The 17,287-nt window shown below is 54.3% G+C and carries 14 protein-coding genes and 1 pseudogene; 3 read left to right on the top strand and 12 right to left on the bottom strand.

The genetic code is table 11. The annotated features are described in order from the left end of the window. The first annotated feature begins 143 nt into the window (after window positions 1-143). Both HMPREF9473_RS12105 and HMPREF9473_RS12100 read left to right on the top strand, forming a co-directional pair. Complete coding sequence (locus tag HMPREF9473_RS12105) at window positions 144-428, top strand: hypothetical protein (protein ID WP_006780398.1); 285 nt, start codon at window positions 144-146, stop codon at window positions 426-428. Continuing rightward, on the top strand, window positions 418-1,041 hold the full coding sequence (locus tag HMPREF9473_RS12100; RefSeq protein ID WP_006780397.1) for a hypothetical protein: 624 nt from the start codon (window positions 418-420) through the stop codon (window positions 1,039-1,041). Before HMPREF9473_RS12105 ends, HMPREF9473_RS12100 begins: the two co-directional genes overlap by 11 nt. Before the next feature lie 78 nt (window positions 1,042-1,119). Here the strand turns inward: HMPREF9473_RS12100 and HMPREF9473_RS12095 are convergent, their stop codons facing one another. Then, window positions 1,120-2,430, bottom strand: a complete 1,311-nt coding sequence (locus HMPREF9473_RS12095; RefSeq protein ID WP_006780396.1) for an amidohydrolase — start codon at window positions 2,428-2,430, stop codon at window positions 1,120-1,122. Window positions 2,431-2,566: 136 nt separating this feature from the next. On the opposite strand from HMPREF9473_RS12095, the gene HMPREF9473_RS12090 reads away from it, so the two are divergent. After that, window positions 2,567-3,484: a carbohydrate kinase family protein gene (locus HMPREF9473_RS12090; protein WP_006780395.1), complete on the top strand. Its 918-nt coding sequence runs from the start codon at window positions 2,567-2,569 to the stop codon at window positions 3,482-3,484. Between the two features lie 85 nt (window positions 3,485-3,569). On the opposite strand, the gene HMPREF9473_RS12085 is transcribed toward HMPREF9473_RS12090, so the two are convergent. The 11 genes and pseudogenes from HMPREF9473_RS12085 to acpP all read right to left on the bottom strand — a co-directional run bounded on the left by HMPREF9473_RS12085 (window position 3,570) and on the right by acpP (window position 17,248). After that, window positions 3,570-4,349 carry an ABC transporter permease gene (locus tag HMPREF9473_RS12085; RefSeq protein WP_006780394.1) on the bottom strand — a complete coding sequence of 260 codons (780 nt, stop codon included), beginning with the start codon at window positions 4,347-4,349 and terminating at the stop codon, window positions 3,570-3,572. Between the two features lie 19 nt (window positions 4,350-4,368). Next, window positions 4,369-5,502, bottom strand: a complete 1,134-nt coding sequence (locus HMPREF9473_RS12080) for an ABC transporter substrate-binding protein (protein ID WP_006780393.1) — start codon at window positions 5,500-5,502, stop codon at window positions 4,369-4,371. A gap of 21 nt (window positions 5,503-5,523) precedes the next feature. Beyond that, on the bottom strand, window positions 5,524-6,561 hold the full coding sequence (locus HMPREF9473_RS12075) for an ABC transporter ATP-binding protein (RefSeq protein ID WP_006780392.1): 1,038 nt from the start codon (window positions 6,559-6,561) through the stop codon (window positions 5,524-5,526). A 15-nt stretch (window positions 6,562-6,576) separates the two neighbouring features. After that, window positions 6,577-7,410 (bottom strand): ABC transporter permease, encoded by an 834-nt coding sequence (locus tag HMPREF9473_RS12070; RefSeq protein ID WP_034858344.1) that lies wholly within the window; start codon window positions 7,408-7,410, stop codon window positions 6,577-6,579. Between the two features lie 180 nt (window positions 7,411-7,590). Then, window positions 7,591-8,907: an amidohydrolase gene (locus HMPREF9473_RS12065; RefSeq protein ID WP_006780390.1), complete on the bottom strand. Its 1,317-nt coding sequence runs from the start codon at window positions 8,905-8,907 to the stop codon at window positions 7,591-7,593. A gap of 52 nt (window positions 8,908-8,959) precedes the next feature. Next, a complete protein-coding gene (locus HMPREF9473_RS12060; protein WP_006780389.1) occupies window positions 8,960-10,225 on the bottom strand; it encodes a chloride channel protein in 1,266 nt (421 codons plus the stop codon). Between the two features lie 155 nt (window positions 10,226-10,380). Further along, a complete protein-coding gene (gene ilvA / locus HMPREF9473_RS12055; protein WP_006780388.1) occupies window positions 10,381-11,604 on the bottom strand; it encodes a threonine ammonia-lyase in 1,224 nt (407 codons plus the stop codon). Between the two features lie 68 nt (window positions 11,605-11,672). Then, window positions 11,673-12,608, bottom strand: a complete 936-nt coding sequence (gene ftsY, locus HMPREF9473_RS12050) for a signal recognition particle-docking protein FtsY (protein WP_006780387.1) — start codon at window positions 12,606-12,608, stop codon at window positions 11,673-11,675. Between the two features lie 11 nt (window positions 12,609-12,619). Further along, a pseudogene (gene smc / locus HMPREF9473_RS12045) lies at window positions 12,620-16,181 on the bottom strand (chromosome segregation protein SMC). Then, on the bottom strand, window positions 16,172-16,912 hold the full coding sequence (gene rnc / locus HMPREF9473_RS12040; RefSeq protein ID WP_006780385.1) for a ribonuclease III: 741 nt from the start codon (window positions 16,910-16,912) through the stop codon (window positions 16,172-16,174). Before rnc ends, smc begins: the two are co-directional and overlap by 10 nt. Before the next feature lie 105 nt (window positions 16,913-17,017). Beyond that, entirely contained in the window at window positions 17,018-17,248 is a 231-nt protein-coding gene (acpP, locus tag HMPREF9473_RS12035; RefSeq protein ID WP_006780384.1) for an acyl carrier protein, read from the bottom strand. Window positions 17,249-17,287: the final 39 nt, after the last annotated feature.

Genomic DNA, 17,287 nt, shown 5'->3' with positions numbered 1-17,287 from the left:
TCAGCGATTTGGAGCATCTGGCATCCTGCGATTACTGCATGGAGCAGTTTGCGGACTATATTGAGGAGCAGGAGCTTATAAGCGCGCCCAGATATTTAAAAGAAGACTAATTTTAAAGAAGAGCCGCCAGCTGGATATACAGATTGTGGCAAAGAGCAACCAGGCGTACCAAAAAACTGGAACTGTTCTATTACGCCCTGAAGGTGGGATTTGCAACGGTGTTCGCCCTTGTGTTTCTCATTATGGCGCCATCCCTGGCCGGTCCTTCCTTTTCCACCGGAATCGCTCATGGAAGCGGAACACACTACCGGGAAGCAAAACCGTTTTCCCGCCTCTACGAGCAGGCGCTGGATATTACGGATATCATAAACGGCATTACCAATCAATTCACTAATCACAAAACGGAGGTATCATCTGATGACAAATAAGAAAAATAAATTTTTTACATTCTGCTTTTCCCTGATTCCAGGCGCCGGGGAGATGTATCTTGGATTTTATAAAATGGGTATCAGCCTGATGTGTATCTTCGGCATTGTATCCGCGCTGAGCGGGGTGTTAAACTCCCCCGTCTTCATGTTCCTTCTGCCGGTCATCTGGTTTTACAGCTTCTTTCACGTGCATAACCTAAATGGCCTGCCGGACGAAGAATTCTATGCCCAGGAAGACTACTGGATTGTCCCGTTTGATCCAAACACCTTTGTTTTCAACGACTGGCTTCGCAAGTACAGAAAGCTGGTTGCCGGAATCCTGATTCTCTTTGGCGTCAGCATCCTGTGGAATATTCTCACCGATTTCACCAGGGAAATGATGTGGATGCTCCATGTACCGGATACCTTAAGAAACTTTATCTTCCGGGCCAGCAATACCATTCCCCAGGGCGTCATCGCCCTCCTGATTATCGTGCTGGGCATCCGGATGATTAAATCCAAGAAAGAGGATTTGGACTTGGATAACGATGCCATCATCCCGTCTCCGCCTTACATTGAGGTAAAGCCGGAGACGGAGAAAAAAGCGGAAGACAAAAAATCCGAAGAAAATTAATGGATATGCAGAGCAGACAAGGGGCGCCTGGCCAGAACATTGGCCGGGCGCCCCTTTGTGTGATTTTATAACATGCTTCTATTTCATAAAATGGCAGACAATGGCGGCAAAGGTCTGTATCCCTTCTGTCAGCACCTTCTCGTCAAAATCAAAGCCGGTGGTGTGCTGCGCCGATGCCATAGGCGTCATGGAGCGCATATAGGTCGCTTTGCCGCCGTGCTCCTGCACCCGGTTCATCATCAGGGAGATATCCTCGCTTCCCCAGTTCATGGCATTTTCACAGCTGCTGACCCGAAGATGGGGAAGTTCCTCCCTGATCAGCTGTCCGATTTCCGTCAGGAAGTCCTCATCGCTCTGCTGGGACTCGGCGGTGCCCATCACCACCATATCGCAGGTGCAGCCGCACATGACCGCCGCCCCTTCACAGATTCGTCTGGCACAGTCCTCCATATACCGGTTAATCTCCGTGGTCTCCCCTCTCACCTCAATCTGGAGTTTCGCCTCGTCCGGCACCACGTTCCGCCCGGTTCCGCCCTCGATGGTGCCGATATTGATCCGGCTGATACCGCCGCTGTGCCTTGGAATCGCCGTCAGATTCACCACCGCGTTGGCCGCCGCCACGATGGCGCTGGCGCCCTTCTCCGGAAAACCGCCGGCGTGGGACGCCTGTCCGTGATAGTAGACGTCGTATTTGGTGGTAGCCAGGGAGCCGTAGGTGCCAGGTGTCACATCCCCGTCGTCCGGCCCGTCATCCGGTGCAATGTGGGTGCCTGCGAAGAAGTCCACGTCGTCCAGGTGACCGTTCGCCACCATGGCTCTGGCCCCCTTGGTGCCCTCCTCGCCCGGCTGGAACAACAGCTTTACCGTGCCGTGAAGCCGGTCCTTTAACTGCATCAGAACCTCCGCCACTCCCAGGCCGATAGCGGCATGGCCATCGTGGCCGCAGGCGTGCATGACGCCCTCGTTGACGGAGGCAAACCCTTCCCTGTGGGGCCGGTGGCTGTCCGTCCCGTTCTCATGAAGCCCCAGGGCGTCAATGTCAAACCGGAGCGCCACCACAGGTCCTTCCCCGCAGCGCAGGATCCCAATCACGCCGGTATATCCTTCCTTCATCTCCTCCGTCAGATACTCTGCCGGAGCCCCCTGTTCCATCGCCAGCGCGGCGTGCTCCTCCAGCGCCTCCTTCGAGGGGACGCCGATTCTTGCCTGCTCCGCACAGACCGCTTTCCCGGTCAGCACCTCGTATCCAAGTTCCGTCAGCGTCTTCGCGATAATCGCCGATGTCCGCATCTCAAACCAGGCCATCTCCGGGTGTTTATGAAAATCTCTCCGCCTCGCCACGCTCTTACCGGCCAGCGCCTTCGATAATGTGATAATCTCCGCATCCATAGTTCTCTCTCTCCTTTATCTGTGATTACTTCCTGAAAACTACATAGATTCTAACATAAATAAACGTCAAAAACAATTGATGAAAACAGGTTTCTATCGTATACTGGATGATAGCAAATTACATCAGGAGGAAATTATGAAACCAGTGCTTGTCATCGGCTCCACCTGTGTCGACATTATCATCAATATCGACCACCTGCCGAAAACCCAGGAAAATCTCCGCCCCACCGCCCAGTCCATGGCGCTTGGCGGCTGTGCCTATAATGTTGCCTACGTGATGAACCTCTTTCGCGCGCCACACACCTTCATCTCCCCGGTGGGCGGCGGCACCTACGGCGACTACGTGTTGAAAGAATTAAAAAAGCAGGGACGGGATGTCCCCATCTATCTGCCGGAGCAGGAAAACGGCTGCTGCTACTGTCTGGTGGAAGCCTCCGGGGAGCGCACCTTTCTCTCCTATCACGGGGTGGAGTACACCTTTCAGAAGGATTGGATGAAGGATTATCCGGCTACCGATTATTCCATGGCCTACATCTGCGGCCTGGAGGTGGAGGAGCCAACCGGCGGAAATCTGGTGGAATACTTGGAGGAACACCCAGAACTTTCCGTCTGCTTTGCCCCCGGTCCCAGAGGAGTCCGGATTCAGGCTGGCAGGCTGGAGCGCATCTTCGCCCTCTCCCCCATGCTCCACATCAACGAGCTGGAGGCGGAGGCATTAACCGGAACCGGGGATATCCCGGCTGCCGCCAGGAAGCTGCAGGACGCCACCCACAACACCGTCATCATCACCCTTGGGGAACATGGCACCTACTGCCTGGAGCAGAATGGGGACTCCTACACCATTCCCGGCGTCCCGGCCCAGGTCGTGGACACCATCGGAGCCGGCGACTCCCACATCGGCGCCATTCTCTCCTGTCTGACCGCCGACATCCCGCTGCGCCAGGCCATCGAGACTGCCAACCGGGTCTCCGCCGCGGTGGTGGGCGTAAAGGGAGCTTCCCTTCCGGAGGAATTATTCCGGGAACTGGACCTGCCTGGAATCGAATTACCGTAACGCTAAAAGCCGCCGTAAGCATTTTGATATGCCACAGCGGCTTTCCTTTTCTCTTTTTATCCAATAATACTCATTGATTTCCCCACTACACAACACTCTTCAGTCCCAAGGTCTTCTCAATCACCAGCATCACGCCCAGCGTAATCGCCATCAAAAGGCTGGCCAGGGCCGCGATAGTGGGGTCGAAGTGATATTCCACGTAGGCCATCATCTCGATTGGCAGCATGGTCACCCCGGCGCTTGTCAGGAAGGCTGACAGGGACACGTTATTGAAGGAGTTGATAATCGCCATAATACAGGCCGAGGCAATACCCGACTTGATATTCGGCAGTACAATGTGAAAGAAGGTATACACCTGCCCCGCCCCCAGAATCCGGGCCGCCTCCTCCGTGGCAAAATCAAAGTTTGCCAGGCTGGAGGTCACCACCCGCATCACATAGGGGATGGATAGAATCGTATGTCCAATCAGCAGACTGGGCAGCGCCGGCAGGTGATACCGGTTTACCACATAACGAAGCATGACAAAGCCCAGCACGATAACAGGAATCAATACCGGCGACAGGAACAGTCCCTTTATCGCCTCTTTTCCCTTAAACCGGTACCGGTTCAGCGCGTAAGCCGCCGGCAGTCCTAAAAGCAGCGCAATCAGAGTGGCGGCCAGAGCCACGATGATACTGTATTTCGCCGCCGCCCCAAAGGATTTCACCTTCAGAATCTGCTCGTACCAGCGCAGCGTAAATCCCTCTCCCGGAAACTTTAAATAAGTGGTGTCGCTAAAGGAAGCCGCCACAATCACCAGCAAAGGTCCCACCAGAAATACATAGACAAGTATGGTTATTATCAAGAGTGATTTACTTTTCTTCATCAGGTTTTACGCTCCTCTTTTATTTGACTGAGAATAACTCATTCCAGCGCTCGGTCCAGTCCGCCTTGTTGGCGTTAATCACGGACCAGTCGGGCAGTAACAGATTGTCAATCATGTCCGCGCCGTAGGTAAAGTTGGCGGACTGCTCTTCGGTCAGCTCCACGTCTTTTCTCACCGGGGAGTCCACGCCGTCCAGCGCCTCGGCCAGCTGAACCTCTTTGGAAATATAGAAATCAATAAACGCCTCGGCCAGTTCTTTATTCTCACTGCCCTTCACGATGTTGATGGTGTTGTAGCCGCTGTAGCTTCCCTCGGCCGGGTCCACCCAGATATAATCCTCGGAAGCCTCTTTGGCAGCCGTGTAGGAGTAATCCAGCAGCACCGCCGCGGAGATTTCACCCTGGTTTAACATGGTGATGGTATCATTGGCGCTGGTGTAGGTCTTGGCCACGTTGGGCTTTAACTCTGCCAGCTTGGCAAAGATAGCGTCGTCGTCCTTGCCTGGCTCCAGTCCCATCATCTTCGCTACGGAGTAGTAGAATAACGGGCCGGTGGTCGCCGTGATATCCGGGATGGCGATAGAGCCCTCAAAATCAGGATTCCACAGTTCTTCCCATTTGGTCACCTCCACTGGCGTGGTGGCCTGGTCATAGACAATTCCCAGACGGTTGAAGGTGTAAGCCGGGCCGTACTCCTCGCCAAACGGCGCTTTTGCAATATCATATAAGGCGTCTAAGTTGGTCAGCTTCGTGCTGTCCACGGTCTCCACCAGACCGGCGTCAATCAGGTCCGCGATAAAGGCATCCCCGATAATCACCACATCGTAGTTGGCCGGTGACTCCTTAATCTTGGTCACACGCTCCGCGTTCTTTCCGCCCTCCACAATCAGTTCACAGCCGGTGGCCGCCATGAAGGGGTCGTATACATTTTTCTGTAACAGCTCCGCATTGAAGGAAAATGTGGAAATGCTCAGTTTCTGTCCTGCGAATGGCAAATCTCCCGCCGCCTGCGCGCTGGTTTCCGCTGCTCCCGCCGCGGTGCTCTCCGCTCCTGCCGCTTTCGTGTCCGCTGTTCCGGAACCGCCGCCACAGCCGGTCAAGGCTCCTGCTGCCAGTACTGCTGCCATTGTGACAGCCATCATGTTTTTCTTCATAATTGTTCTCCCTTTTCTCCCTTAAAGCAATATAATTTTATTTGGGGCCAGAGACAGTGTCACCTTGTCCCCGCTCCTGTAAACATTCTCCTGGTCCGTGCTGACCTCCAGCTCCCCAATGTCTGTTTTCACATTGTACTGGTTCCGCTTGCCAAGGAATGTGTTTACCGTAATCTCTCCCGGAATGCCGTTCACCATGGATGTGCCTGCCGGCGCCACCTGGATATCCTCCGGACGGATGCAGGCCTTGAAACGCTCTCCCGCCTTTCCGTTCATCACGCGGATGCTCTGACCGTTGGCCGCCCGGTAGACATCGGCCTCCTCCGTCTTCGTCAAATCGATAAAATTCTCAAATCCCACAAAATGGGCGATAAATTCCGTGTTCGGATGGTTGTAGATGACCGACGGCGCGTCCATCTGCTCGATGACGCCCTTGTTCATGATCGCCACCTTGTCGGAGATGGCAAAGCACTCCTCCTGGTCGTGGGTCACATATATGGCCGTGAAACCAAACTTCTGCTGGAGTCTTCGAATCTCCACCCGCATCTTCACCCGCAGCTTGGCGTCCAGGTTGCTTAATGGCTCGTCCAGCAGCAGCAAATCCGGTTTGATCACCAGCGCCCTTGCAAGGGCCACCCTCTGTCTCTGTCCGCCGGACATTTCCTTGGGGAAACGGTTCTCAAAGCCTGCCAGGTCCACAGTCTCCAGCATGTCCATCACTTCTTTTTTCATCTGCTCCGGCGACATTTTCCGCATCTTTAAGCCAAAGGCCACGTTGTCGAAAATGGTCATATGGGGAAACAGGGCGTAGCTCTGGAACACAAAGCCGAAGTTTCTCTTGTGCAGCGGCACGTGGGTGTAGTCCTTGCCGTCGAACATGAAGGTTCCGGACATAGGGTTGGAAAATCCCGCAATCAGCCGCAGGGTCGTGGTCTTGCCGCAGCCGCTGGAGCCCAGCAGGGACACCAGTTCCCCTTTCTCCACCTGAAAATTCAAATCCTTCAGGATGACATTGTTATCATATCCCGCTGTGATATTCTGTAATTCTAATAATGACATAGGAGTTCTCCTTCTCTAAATGGTTGGATTTAATTTCCGGCTGGCCGCGTTGATACCGCTGGATACGACTATGGTGACCACAATCATCACCACCGCCACCACCGAAGCCTGGGTCCAGTCTCCCAAGGACATGGCCTGCTGGTATATCATGGTCGCCAGCACCCGGGTGTCGGTTCCGCCCAGAAGCTGGGGCGTGGTGTAGGCCGTCAGACATCCGGTAAATACCAGCACGCTCCCGGTCACAAGTCCCGGAATGCTGAGTGGAAAGACGATATGGCGGAAAGCTCCCAGCCTGGTAGCCCCAAGACTGCAGGCCGCCTCGTTCAAATCCTCGGAAATGTTGTCCATCACACCAATCAGTGACAGGATCATCAGCGGCAGGAACAGCTGGATAAAGCCCACCACCATGGAAAACTCATTGTAGAGCAGACCCACCGGCTTCGGTATCAGCCCCAGATTCACCAGGGTGGTGTTGACAATTCCCTTCTTGCCCAGGATAACCATCCAGCTGAAGGAGCGGATGACAGGGCTTGTGAACATGGGGAACACCGCCAGAGCCATCAGCATGCCTTTATTTTTCGCATATTTGGAAATGTAATAGGAGGTGGGGAACCCAAGCACCGCGCACACCAGCGTGCTGATAAGACTCAGCTTGATGCTGCGCACAAACACCTGCTGAAAATAGGTGCTCTGAAACAGCTTGAAATATCCCTCCAGGGAAAAGCTGCCGCCCTCATTAAAAAATGTTTTCAGGATAATAGAAAACAGCGGTATCAGCATAAAAAAGGTAATAAATAAGATGCCAGGCAGTAATAACAGCCAATAGATTCTGGTTTTCTTCTCTTTCACTCTCAAACCCCTCTCCGGTTTCTGATCGTTTCCCGACTCAGTTATAAACCGCACTAATTTTAATTAATTAGTACGGCTTATATACAAAGATGTCAGTATGAATTTCACTTATGAATATACCTTAACATTGTCGGCCGGAAATGTCAACCACCGTGGTACTTTTTCGACAAATTCCACAGTTTAAATCATATCCCTGTAAGCGTCGGCCTTTTTATAGAAATCCTGCATATTTTCCATCAATTCCGCTCTCACCTGCCCCAAATCCACACAGGTCAGCGCTCCGTGGCACACCAGAATGCGGCCGTCCACGAAAACGGTATCCACCACCGACGGGTTGGCAGAATATACCAGCAGGGAGTAAGGATTGTAACAGGGGAACATCTGCACCTTATCCGGGTCCAGCATCACCAAATCCGCCCTCTTGCCGGCCTCGATGGAGCCAATCATCTTCTCCGCTCCCAGCACCGCCGCACCGCCCATCGTCCCAATCCGGACAATCTCCGCCGCCGGAAACAGACTTCTGTCCCGGTTCCAGGTCTTCTGGAAGGAGGCAAAGAGGCGGAACTGGGTAAACAAATCCAGGGTATTGCCGGAAGACGGTCCGTCGGTGCCGAAGCCTACGGGGATGCGATGAGCCAGCAGTTCCTTCACCGGCGCCACGCCCTTTCCGGCCTTGGTGTTGGAGCCGATACAGTGGGATACCTTCACACCACACTCCGCCATCAGCTCCATATCCCGCTCCGTCAGATGGATGCAGTGGGCGGCGATGAGGCGCTCGTCTAACAGCCCCTGGCTGTGCAGGAATTCTACCGGCGTCTGCTGATAGGTTTCCCGGAAATGGGCCATTTCATAATCCATCTCGCTGACATGCATGGTCCATGGCACGTCATGGGCGGCGGCCAGTTCACAGGCTTTCTGTAACATCTCCGGCGAGTTGGTGCTGGTTCCGTGGGGGGCAATCATGGGGGTGACCAGACGATGGCCCTTCCAGTTTTTGATAAAGGTTTCCCCGTAATCAAGGCCGCCATAGGGCGTTTTGCTGTCACATGTCTCCTGGTCAATCACTGTCTCCCCCAGATAGCCCCGGATGCCCAGCTCCTCGCAGGCCTTCGCCACCATATCTTCAAAATAGTACATGTCCGCAAACGTGGTCACGCCGGACAGAAGCATCTCACAGATACCGTATCTGGCTCCGGTGTATACAAGCTCCGGCGTCATGGCCTCCAGCTCCAGCGGGAACAGGAAACGACGCAGACGGTCCGGGCAGTCGTCCCCCATGGAGCGGAAGGGAACCATGGACACGTGGCAGTGGGTGTTGACCATGCCGGGCATCACAATCCCGCCTTTGGCGTCTATCACCGTGTCACAGTTTTCCCGGCACTCTCCGGCCCCAGCTTCCCGGATCATCTGGTCCTCTACCAGCACGTAGCCGTCCGGGTAGGTCTCCATCCTGTCATTCATCGTCAATACGGTGGCATGCTTGATTAAAGTTTTCATCTGGCAGTCTCCTTCTATTTTGATATGTATCGTTATCGGTTATGTAATTCCGCTAGTTGGCTTTCCGGTTGATAAACTCGGTTTTTGTCTTGGAGTAGATAAACTTCTGGCTCCGGTAGAGACCGTAATATCCCGACAGGGTGAAACTCACCGCGATGATGATGGAGAAGTAAGGCATGGCCTCAAATCCGAACATCTCAAAGGCCAGCAGCGCGCTGGCGATAGGACAGTTGGTCACCCCAACGAACAATGCCGCCATCCCGCAGGCCGCACACAGCGACGGGGAGACGCCGAGGAGTAATCCTACCGCGGCGCCGAAGGCGGCGCCCACGCATAGGGTCGGCACTATCTCGCCGCCTTTGAAGCCGGCGCCCAGAGTCACCGCGGTGAACAGCATTTTCACCAGGAATGCTTCGTAGCGCACGTCACCTTCCATGCACCGCTCGATCAGCGGGATTCCGCCACCGTTGTAATCTCTGGTTCCCATTAACAGCGTCAACACTACCAGGATGGCGCTGCCTGCCAGGATTCTGGTGTAGGGACTGTGGAGATAGGTCCGGTATAAATGCTCCGAGCCGTGCAGCATAATGCACATCAGAATGCTGACCATGGCGCACATGAGACCAAGAAGTACGATAAAGGCCATGGAGCCAAGGGTTACCGGCGGAATCTCCGTGATGATGAAATGCTCCGGGGTAAGGCCCATGACGCCTGCGATGCCTGCACCGATGAAGGAGGCGAAGAGGCATGGCACCAGGGCCGCGTAGTACATGATGCCGATGCTGATGACCTCCATGGAGAAGACTCCGGCCGCAAGCGGGGTGCCAAACAGTGCCCCGAAGCAGGCGCTCATGCCGCACATGACAGCTATTTTTTTGTCTTTTTCATCCAGCTTTAAGACTCTGCCGAAGAGACTTCCAAGGCTGCCGCCCAGCTGAAGGGCCGCTCCCTCCCGGCCGGCGGAGCCGCCGCCTAACTGGGTTAAGATGGTGCTGACGAAAATCAACGGTCCTGTGGTGGGCGTGATTTTTTCGTTGGAGGAGATGGCCTCAATGACCATGTTGGTGCCTTTGTTTCCTTCCTCGTTGAAGGTCCGGTATAGCCATACGATAAGAAGACCGGAGACGGGAAGGAGGAAGATGGACCAGCTGTGGCGGTCAAAGAAGTTGGAGGCCAGACTGATGCCTTGGCCGAATACAGCTCCGGCAAGCCCGGCTGCGGAGCCGATGACGCAGGCGATGGCGGTCCATTTTAAAAAGTATTGCAGGTTTGCTCCGACTGGAGTTTTGGCTGTGTAGTGAAGAAGGTTCTTGTTCATTTTTTTCATATCCCCCTGTGATTATAGCTTAAACCGCTTTGGATTCGCGGAATAAGCCAGACATCACTGCGCTGTGTTCTTTAGAACTAAAGTCAGTGGTGTCTGGCTTATGTATTCTTGGACGTTACGACGGCTGTCTTCTGGATTGTTTCGTCCTACTCTGTATAAGTCCCCTTGGACTTCACCAATTTTGGGCGGTACCCCGCATCATTTAACGCCTGAACAATAGCATTCTTATGCTCCGTCCCATAGGCCTCGATAGTAATACGAAGCTCCACAGCCGCGTTTCTATTAATGCTGATAAACTGGTTGTGTTCCAGCTTGATGACATTGCCCTGCTCTTTGGCAAGAAGGGTGGATACTTTGGCAAGCTCGCCTGGCTTATCCGGCAGAAGCACGGATACGGTGAAGACTCTGTCTCTCTGAATCAGACCATGCTGAACGATAGAAGCCATGGTAATCACGTCCATGTTGCCACCGCTTAAGACAGAGACAATCTTCTTTTTCTCCACATTCATGTGCTTCAAGGCGGCCACAGTCAGAAGACCGGAATTCTCCACTATCATTTTGTGGTTCTCCACCATGTCTAAGAAGGCCACAATCAATTCGCTGTCCTCGATGGTGATGATATCGTCCACATTTTCCTGAATATAAGGGAAAATCTTTTCGCCGGGGCACTTGACTGCCGTGCCGTCCGCGATGGTGTTCACGTCGGGAAGACCTACCACATGGCCGGCCTTTAAGGATTCCTGCATGCAGTTGGCGCCTGCCGGCTCCACGCCAATCACCTTAATCTTCGGATTCAGCAGCTTGGCCAGGGTGGAGACGCCGGCGCAGAGTCCGCCGCCGCCCACGGGAACCAGAATATAGTCCACGGTTGGCAGTTCCTTGATAATCTCCATGGCGATGGTGCCCTGTCCGGTTGCTACCGCCAGGTCATCGAAGGGATGGACGAAGGTGTAGCCGAACTCGTCCGCCAGCTCATAGGCTTTCGCGCATGCCTCGTCGAACACGTCGCCTGCCAGAACCACCTCCGCACCGTAACCCTTGGTGCGGTTTACCTTGATGAGCGGTGTGGTAGTTGGCATCACGATGGTAGCCTTAATCCCTGCCAGCTTGGCCGCGTAGGCCACGCCCTGGGCATGGTTGCCTGCGGAAGCCGTAATCAGGCCCCTCGCCTTCTCCTCGTCCGTCAGGGTGCTGATTTTGTAATAGGCGCCCCTCACCTTGTATGCCCCGGTGTACTGCATGTTCTCAGGCTTGAAATACACCTTGTTGCCGGTCTGACCAGAATAATACTCGCTGTATAACAGCTTCGTCTCCTGGGTTACTTTGCTGACTGCCTCGGCAGCCTCCTCAAAACTCTCCAATGTCATCATACCATCCGCCTCTTTTCCTGCTTGTTAACTGTTTCAAATCTGTATATTCTTTCAACTGCACATGATTTTTATGATTCTCTCACCGCAAACAGCGCGTTGATAAACTCATCCGCATTGAATTTCTGCAAGTCGTCGATCTGCTCCCCGATGCCCACATATTTCACCGGAATGCCAAGCTCCGACTGAATCGCCACGGCGATGCCGCCCTTGGCCGTACCGTCCAGCTTGGTCAGGATAATGCCGGTCACTTCGGCCACCTCCATAAACTGCCTTGCCTGGGACAGGGCGTTCTGTCCGGTGGTGCCGTCCAACACCACCAAAGTCTCCCGGTAAGCATCCGGGTACTCCTTGTCGATAATCCGGTTGATTTTCTTTAACTCTTCCATCAGGTTCTTCTTGTTGTGAAGGCGCCCCGCCGTGTCGCAGATCAGCACGTCCGCGTGTCTTGACTTGGCGGCGGCCACGGCGTCGTAGATGACGGCGGCCGGGTCAGAGCCCTCCTGCTGGGCGATAATCTCCACGCCGGCCCGGTGGGCCCACTCGGTCAGCTGCTCGATGGCGGCGGCCCGGAAGGTATCCGCTGCGGCCAGCATCACTTTCTTTCCCTGGTCCTTTAACTGTCCCGCCAGCTTGCCTACGGAGGTGGTTTTCCCCACTCCGTTGACGCCGATGACTAAAACCACCGATTTCCGGTTCTCGAACTCGTAAGCATTTTCCCCCAGGTTCATCTGGGCTTTCATGCTCTCAATCAGGATGCTCCGGCATTCCGCCGGCTCCTTGATGTGCTGTTCCTTCACCTTTTTTCGCAAGTCCTCCACGATGGACATGGTGGTCTGGATGCCCAAATCCCCCATAATCAGGGTTTCCTCTATCTCCTCATAGAAATCATCGTCAATGGCGGAAAATCCGCTGAAGATGGAATCCATGCCGGACACAATGTTGTCTCTCGTCTTCGTCAGCCCCTGGACCAGCCGTCCAAAAAAGCCTTTTTTCTGCTCTTCCATAATGCCCTCCTTTACTTGTCCAGCGCATCCTCTATCAGGTTCACGGACACCAGTGTCGATACACCCTTCTCCTGCATGGTGATACCATAGAGGCGGTCCGCCGCCACCATGGTGCCACGCCGGTGGGTGATAATAATAAACTGTGTATTTTTAGTCAATTTATGTAAATATCCTGCAAACCGGTCCACGTTGGAGTCATCCAGCGCCGCCTCAATCTCGTCCAACAGACAGAAGGGGGATGGCTTTAGGTTCTGGATGGCAAATAAAAGCGCGATGGCCGTCAGGGCCTTCTCCCCACCGGAGAGCTGCATCATGTTCTGCAGCTTCTTGCCCGGCGGCTGGGAGATAATCTGGATTCCCGCTTCCAGGATATCCTCGCCCTCCATCAGCTCCAGCGTTCCGTGTCCGCCGCCGAACAGCTCCCTAAATACCTTGTCAAACTCCGTCTTAATCTCCAGGAACTTCTCCTCAAACTGGCGGCGCATACCGATATCCAGCTCCTCGATAATCTTTAACAGTGTCTCCTCCGCCTGGATCAAATCGTCGTGCTGGGTCTTCATAAACTCGTAGCGCTCGGACACCTCTTTGTAGTCCTCGATGGCGTTGACATTCACATTGCCAAGACCCTTGATGCCGGATTTTAAGCCGTCTATCTTCTTCTTGATGTCCGGAAGGACGGTCAGCTCCAGATTTCGCAGCGCCTCCGCCGTGGTGAATGTCAGCTCGTACTCGCTCCACATGTAGTTGATGTGGGTCTCCAGCTTCTCCTCCAGCTTCTCCTTCTGGTTCTGGAGACGGAACAGCTCCTTGTCCAGCTGGTTCATCCGGTTGGACAGCTCCTCCCGCTTCTCAAACAGGCCCTTCTGCTCTCTGGATTTCTCTTCCTTCCTGCCGGTGGCCTCCTCAAGTCGGGCTTTCGCCTCCTCCATCTCGTGCATGGCGTTGTCAATCAGTTCCCGCAGGCGGGCAATCTCCTGGTTCTTTCCGTCGATGATGGTCTGGGTATCACTGGTGCCTCCGGCCAGTCCCCTGGCTTCCTCCTCCAGCTTCCTGATCTCCTCGTTGACGCGGGCCACATTTTCCAGCACAAAGCTGTACTTCTGCTGTAAATTGGCCGTCTCCATCTGGATGGCGGACAACTGGTGGGCCATCTCCTCCCGCTCCGTTCTGGCTGTCTCCATCTGGCGGCCCAGGGCCTCGATATCCTGGTTCACCTTGTCGTTGGCCGCTTCCAGGCCTTCCACATCGCTTAGCAGTCCGTCCCGGCTGCCGGCAATCTCCTGAATCTGCTCCTCCAGCTGCCGGTTCTCCAGCACCAAATCCTCCGCGGATTCGGATATCTCCGTGATCTTATCTTCCAGCTGGGAAATGTTCATCCGGATGGTATTCTGCTCCAGATAAGCCTTCTGCTGCTCCGTGCGGATGGCTTCCAGTTCCTCCCGCTTCTCCGCCAGCAGGCTCTCATTCAGCTCCAAGTCTGCTTTCAGCTTGTCCGCCGCCTTCAGAGCCTTCTCACACCGCTCCTCCAGCTCCTCAATCTCCCGCTTTCTTCCCAGCAGGTTACTGTTGTTTTTGAAGGCGCCGCCGGTCATGGAACCTCCGGCGCTTAACAGCTCGCCCTCCAATGTGACAATCCGCAGGGAATACTGGAACTTTCTTGCCAGGGCGATGGCATTGTCAATCTTATCTACCACCACTACTCTGCCAAGGAGATAGCGGGCCAGTCCCCGGTAGGCGTCGTCCACCTGCACCAAATCGCTGGCAAGGCCGATGACACCCGGCTCTTTTAACGCCTTCTCCTGGGTGAAGCCCCCCTTCTGCCCCATACTGGTCAGCGGAAGGAAGGTGGCTCTTCCGTACTTGTTCTTCTTTAAATATTCAATCAGCTGTTTGGCCGTCTGCTCCGAATCCGTGACGATATTCTGGATACTGCCGCCCAGCGCCGTCTCAATGGCGGTCTCATACTCCTTCTGGGTGGTCACCAAATCGGCTACTACGCCGTGGATGCCCCGCACCCGGTCCTTCACTTCCATGACACGGCGGATGCTGTTGCCATAGCCCTCGTAGCGCTCGGCAATATTCTTTAAGGAATCCAGCTTGGTGTAATCGGTCCGGTATTCCTGCTCCTTCTCGTTTAGATTCCTGGTGAGGCGGCGGACCTCCTGGTCCAGCTCCCCGCACCTTTGCTCGCCTTCCCCCTGGGACAGCTGCAGGCTGTTTAACCGCTCGTCTACCTCTGCCAGCCGGGCCTGCTCCACCTTCAACTGCTCTTCCTGCACCGACTCGTCGCTCTTTGATTTCAACAGCTTCTGGCAGACTTCGGAACGTCTCACCTGGACCTGCTCCAGCATGGTCTCGTAGCGCTGCTGTCTGGCAGTCAGGGAGGCCTTCTCGTTGAGGGTATTGATAATGCTGCCCTTGGCCGTCTCCATCTTCTCATCTAAGAGCATGATGTACTCTTCTTTTTCTCTAAGGGCCTGCTCCGCCTCCTCCTGGTGCTTCGCGCTCCCCTTGGCCAAATCGGCAATCTCCGAGTTGTCAGTCTCGTATTTGAGAATCTGGGCCTTCTTCTCCTCGATCTGCTCTTTGATGGACTGAATCCTGGCATTGATATGCTCAGCGTTCATCTTCTCGGTGTTAATCTGCTCCCGCAGGACGTTGATCTGGCCTTCCAAGTTCCCCTTCAGCATATTCGCCTGGTTTACCCGGCCGCCGTCCTCGCCGATCTGGCTGTCCAGAGCCGACAGCACCTCATCCAACGAGTCGTAGTCCGCCTTAATCTTGTCGGAAGCCGCCTTCGCGTCCTCCAAATCCCCGGACACAATCTCCTCTTTTCCCGACACCTCTTTTAGCTGGGACTTGATGCCCTCGCTCTCCAGCAGGAAGAGGTTGACCTCATAGGCCTTCAATTCCTCCTTCAGACGCAGGTACTCTCTGGCCGCCTCCGACTGTCTGGCAAGGGGGCCTACCTGTTTTTCCAGCTCCGATAAGATATCGCTGACACGGACCAGGTTCTGTTTCTCGTCCTCCAGCTTCTTCTGGGCGATGTTCTTGCGCCGCTTGAACTTCACAATACCAGCGGCCTCGTCGAACAGCTCCCGCCGCTCCTCCGGCTTTCCACTCAGAATCTTGTCAATCTGGCCCTGTCCGATGATGGAGTATCCCTCTTTTCCGATACCCGTATCGTAGAACAGCTCGTTGATATCCTTCAGCCGGCAGGCGCTTCCGTTAATCATGTACTCGCTCTCGCCGGAGCGGTAGATGCGGCGGGACACCGTCACCTCGTCGTAGTCGATGGAAAGCTGGTGGTCGGAGTTGTCCAGGGTGATGGCCACGTAGGCGAAGCCCTGGGGCTTTCTGGTCTCCGTGCCGGAGAAAAATGACATCCTGCATGCTGGCCCCGCGCAGCTGCTTAATCCGCTGCTCGCCAAGCACCCAGCGGACCGCGTCTGCCACGTTGCTCTTGCCACTGCCGTTGGGCCCTACGATGCCGGTGATTCCGTTGTGGAATTCAAACAATATTTTATTTGCAAATGACTTAAAGCCCTGTATCTCAATGCTTTTTAAATACATACTCCACCCGTCTTCTCTTCCGTATTTCCCTGATGTGACCCGCCAGTGGTCCGTTTCAGCGTCAGGATGCCGTGATAGGCCGCCACCTGCTCCGCCGCCTTCTTCGTGCGGCCGGCGCCTCTTCCAATCTCATCCTTCCCAACGACGGCGCAGACCTCAAAGGTCTTGTTGTGGTCCGGCCCGTCCTCCTTGATGAGTTCATAGCTTAAGGACGCTTCCCCCATACTCTGGACCATTTCCTGCAAGATAGTCTTGCTATCAAAAAAGAGCTGCTTGTGTTCGATGTCATTCAGGATAAACCGGTGAATGAACTCTTTTGCATTAGCAAAACCACCATCCAGATAGATGGCGCCAATCAATGCCTCCATGGCGTCCGACACGATGGAATTGCGGCCCCGTCCTCCGGTGGCGTCCTCCCCCTTGCCCAGAAGCAGATATTCTCCCAGATGAATCTCCCCGGCGCAGAAAGCCAGTGTCGGCTCGCACACAATGCTTGCCCGCACCTTGGTCAGTTCCCCCTCCGGTGACTGTCCATATTTGTGATACAAAAAATCGCTGGACACAATCTCCAACACCGCGTCCCCCAGAAATTCCAGGCGCTCATTGCACATCAGCTTGTCCATCCGGTGCTCATTGGCGTAGGAGCTGTGGGTCATGGCGTGGGTCAGCATCTGCTTGTCCTGAAACGAGTAGCCGATGGCCTGCTCCAGTTCTTCTAATTTACGGTTCATGGGATTTCATTCCCCCTTTCCATTTAACGATTCATACTATTTTTACTATTAACTCTATTTATATGAAAAAGCCCCAGATACCAGGGCTTTTCAAATAAGAGCTGCTTAGTTAAGCGCGTTTTTAATCTGTTCTACGGCGTCTCCCACGGATACGATTTTCTCAGCTTCCTCGGTCGGAATCTCAATGTCGAATTCCTCCTCAATCGCCATGATAATCTGGAATATGTCCAGAGAATCTGCTCCCAAATCATCTACGAACGTGGTACCCAATGTAATCTCATCCGTCTCAATGTTCAATACCTCAGCAATAATTCCCTGTAATTTCTCAAATTCCATAACAATACCTTCCTCTCTTACACTTCTTCTTTTCTTTCT

It is taken from the genome of Hungatella hathewayi WAL-18680, from assembly GCF_000235505.1.
Lineage (GTDB): Bacteria > Bacillota > Clostridia > Lachnospirales > Lachnospiraceae > Hungatella_A > Hungatella_A hathewayi_A.
This window is presented reverse-complemented; position numbering and strand designations above follow the sequence as displayed.

What these genes read in the sequence shown, in the direction of transcription:
- HMPREF9473_RS12090 (WP_006780395.1), top strand. Translation starts at nt 2,567, where the DNA reads ATGAAACCAGTGCTTGTCATCGGCTCCACCTGTGTCGACATTATCATC.
- HMPREF9473_RS12065 (WP_006780390.1), bottom strand. Translation starts at nt 8,907, where the DNA reads ATGAAAACTTTAATCAAGCATGCCACCGTATTGACGATGAATGACAGG.
- HMPREF9473_RS12075 (WP_006780392.1), bottom strand. Translation starts at nt 6,561, where the DNA reads ATGTCATTATTAGAATTACAGAATATCACAGCGGGATATGATAACAAT.
- HMPREF9473_RS12060 (WP_006780389.1), bottom strand. Translation starts at nt 10,225, where the DNA reads ATGAACAAGAACCTTCTTCACTACACAGCCAAAACTCCAGTCGGAGCA.
- HMPREF9473_RS12100 (WP_006780397.1), top strand. Translation starts at nt 418, where the DNA reads ATGACAAATAAGAAAAATAAATTTTTTACATTCTGCTTTTCCCTGATT.
- HMPREF9473_RS12085 (WP_006780394.1), bottom strand. Translation starts at nt 4,349, where the DNA reads ATGAAGAAAAGTAAATCACTCTTGATAATAACCATACTTGTCTATGTA.
- rnc (WP_006780385.1), bottom strand. Translation starts at nt 16,912, where the DNA reads ATGAACCGTAAATTAGAAGAACTGGAGCAGGCCATCGGCTACTCGTTT.
- HMPREF9473_RS12080 (WP_006780393.1), bottom strand. Translation starts at nt 5,502, where the DNA reads ATGAAGAAAAACATGATGGCTGTCACAATGGCAGCAGTACTGGCAGCA.
- HMPREF9473_RS12095 (WP_006780396.1), bottom strand. Translation starts at nt 2,430, where the DNA reads ATGGATGCGGAGATTATCACATTATCGAAGGCGCTGGCCGGTAAGAGC.
- acpP (WP_006780384.1), bottom strand. Translation starts at nt 17,248, where the DNA reads ATGGAATTTGAGAAATTACAGGGAATTATTGCTGAGGTATTGAACATT.
- ilvA (WP_006780388.1), bottom strand. Translation starts at nt 11,604, where the DNA reads ATGATGACATTGGAGAGTTTTGAGGAGGCTGCCGAGGCAGTCAGCAAA.
- ftsY (WP_006780387.1), bottom strand. Translation starts at nt 12,608, where the DNA reads ATGGAAGAGCAGAAAAAAGGCTTTTTTGGACGGCTGGTCCAGGGGCTG.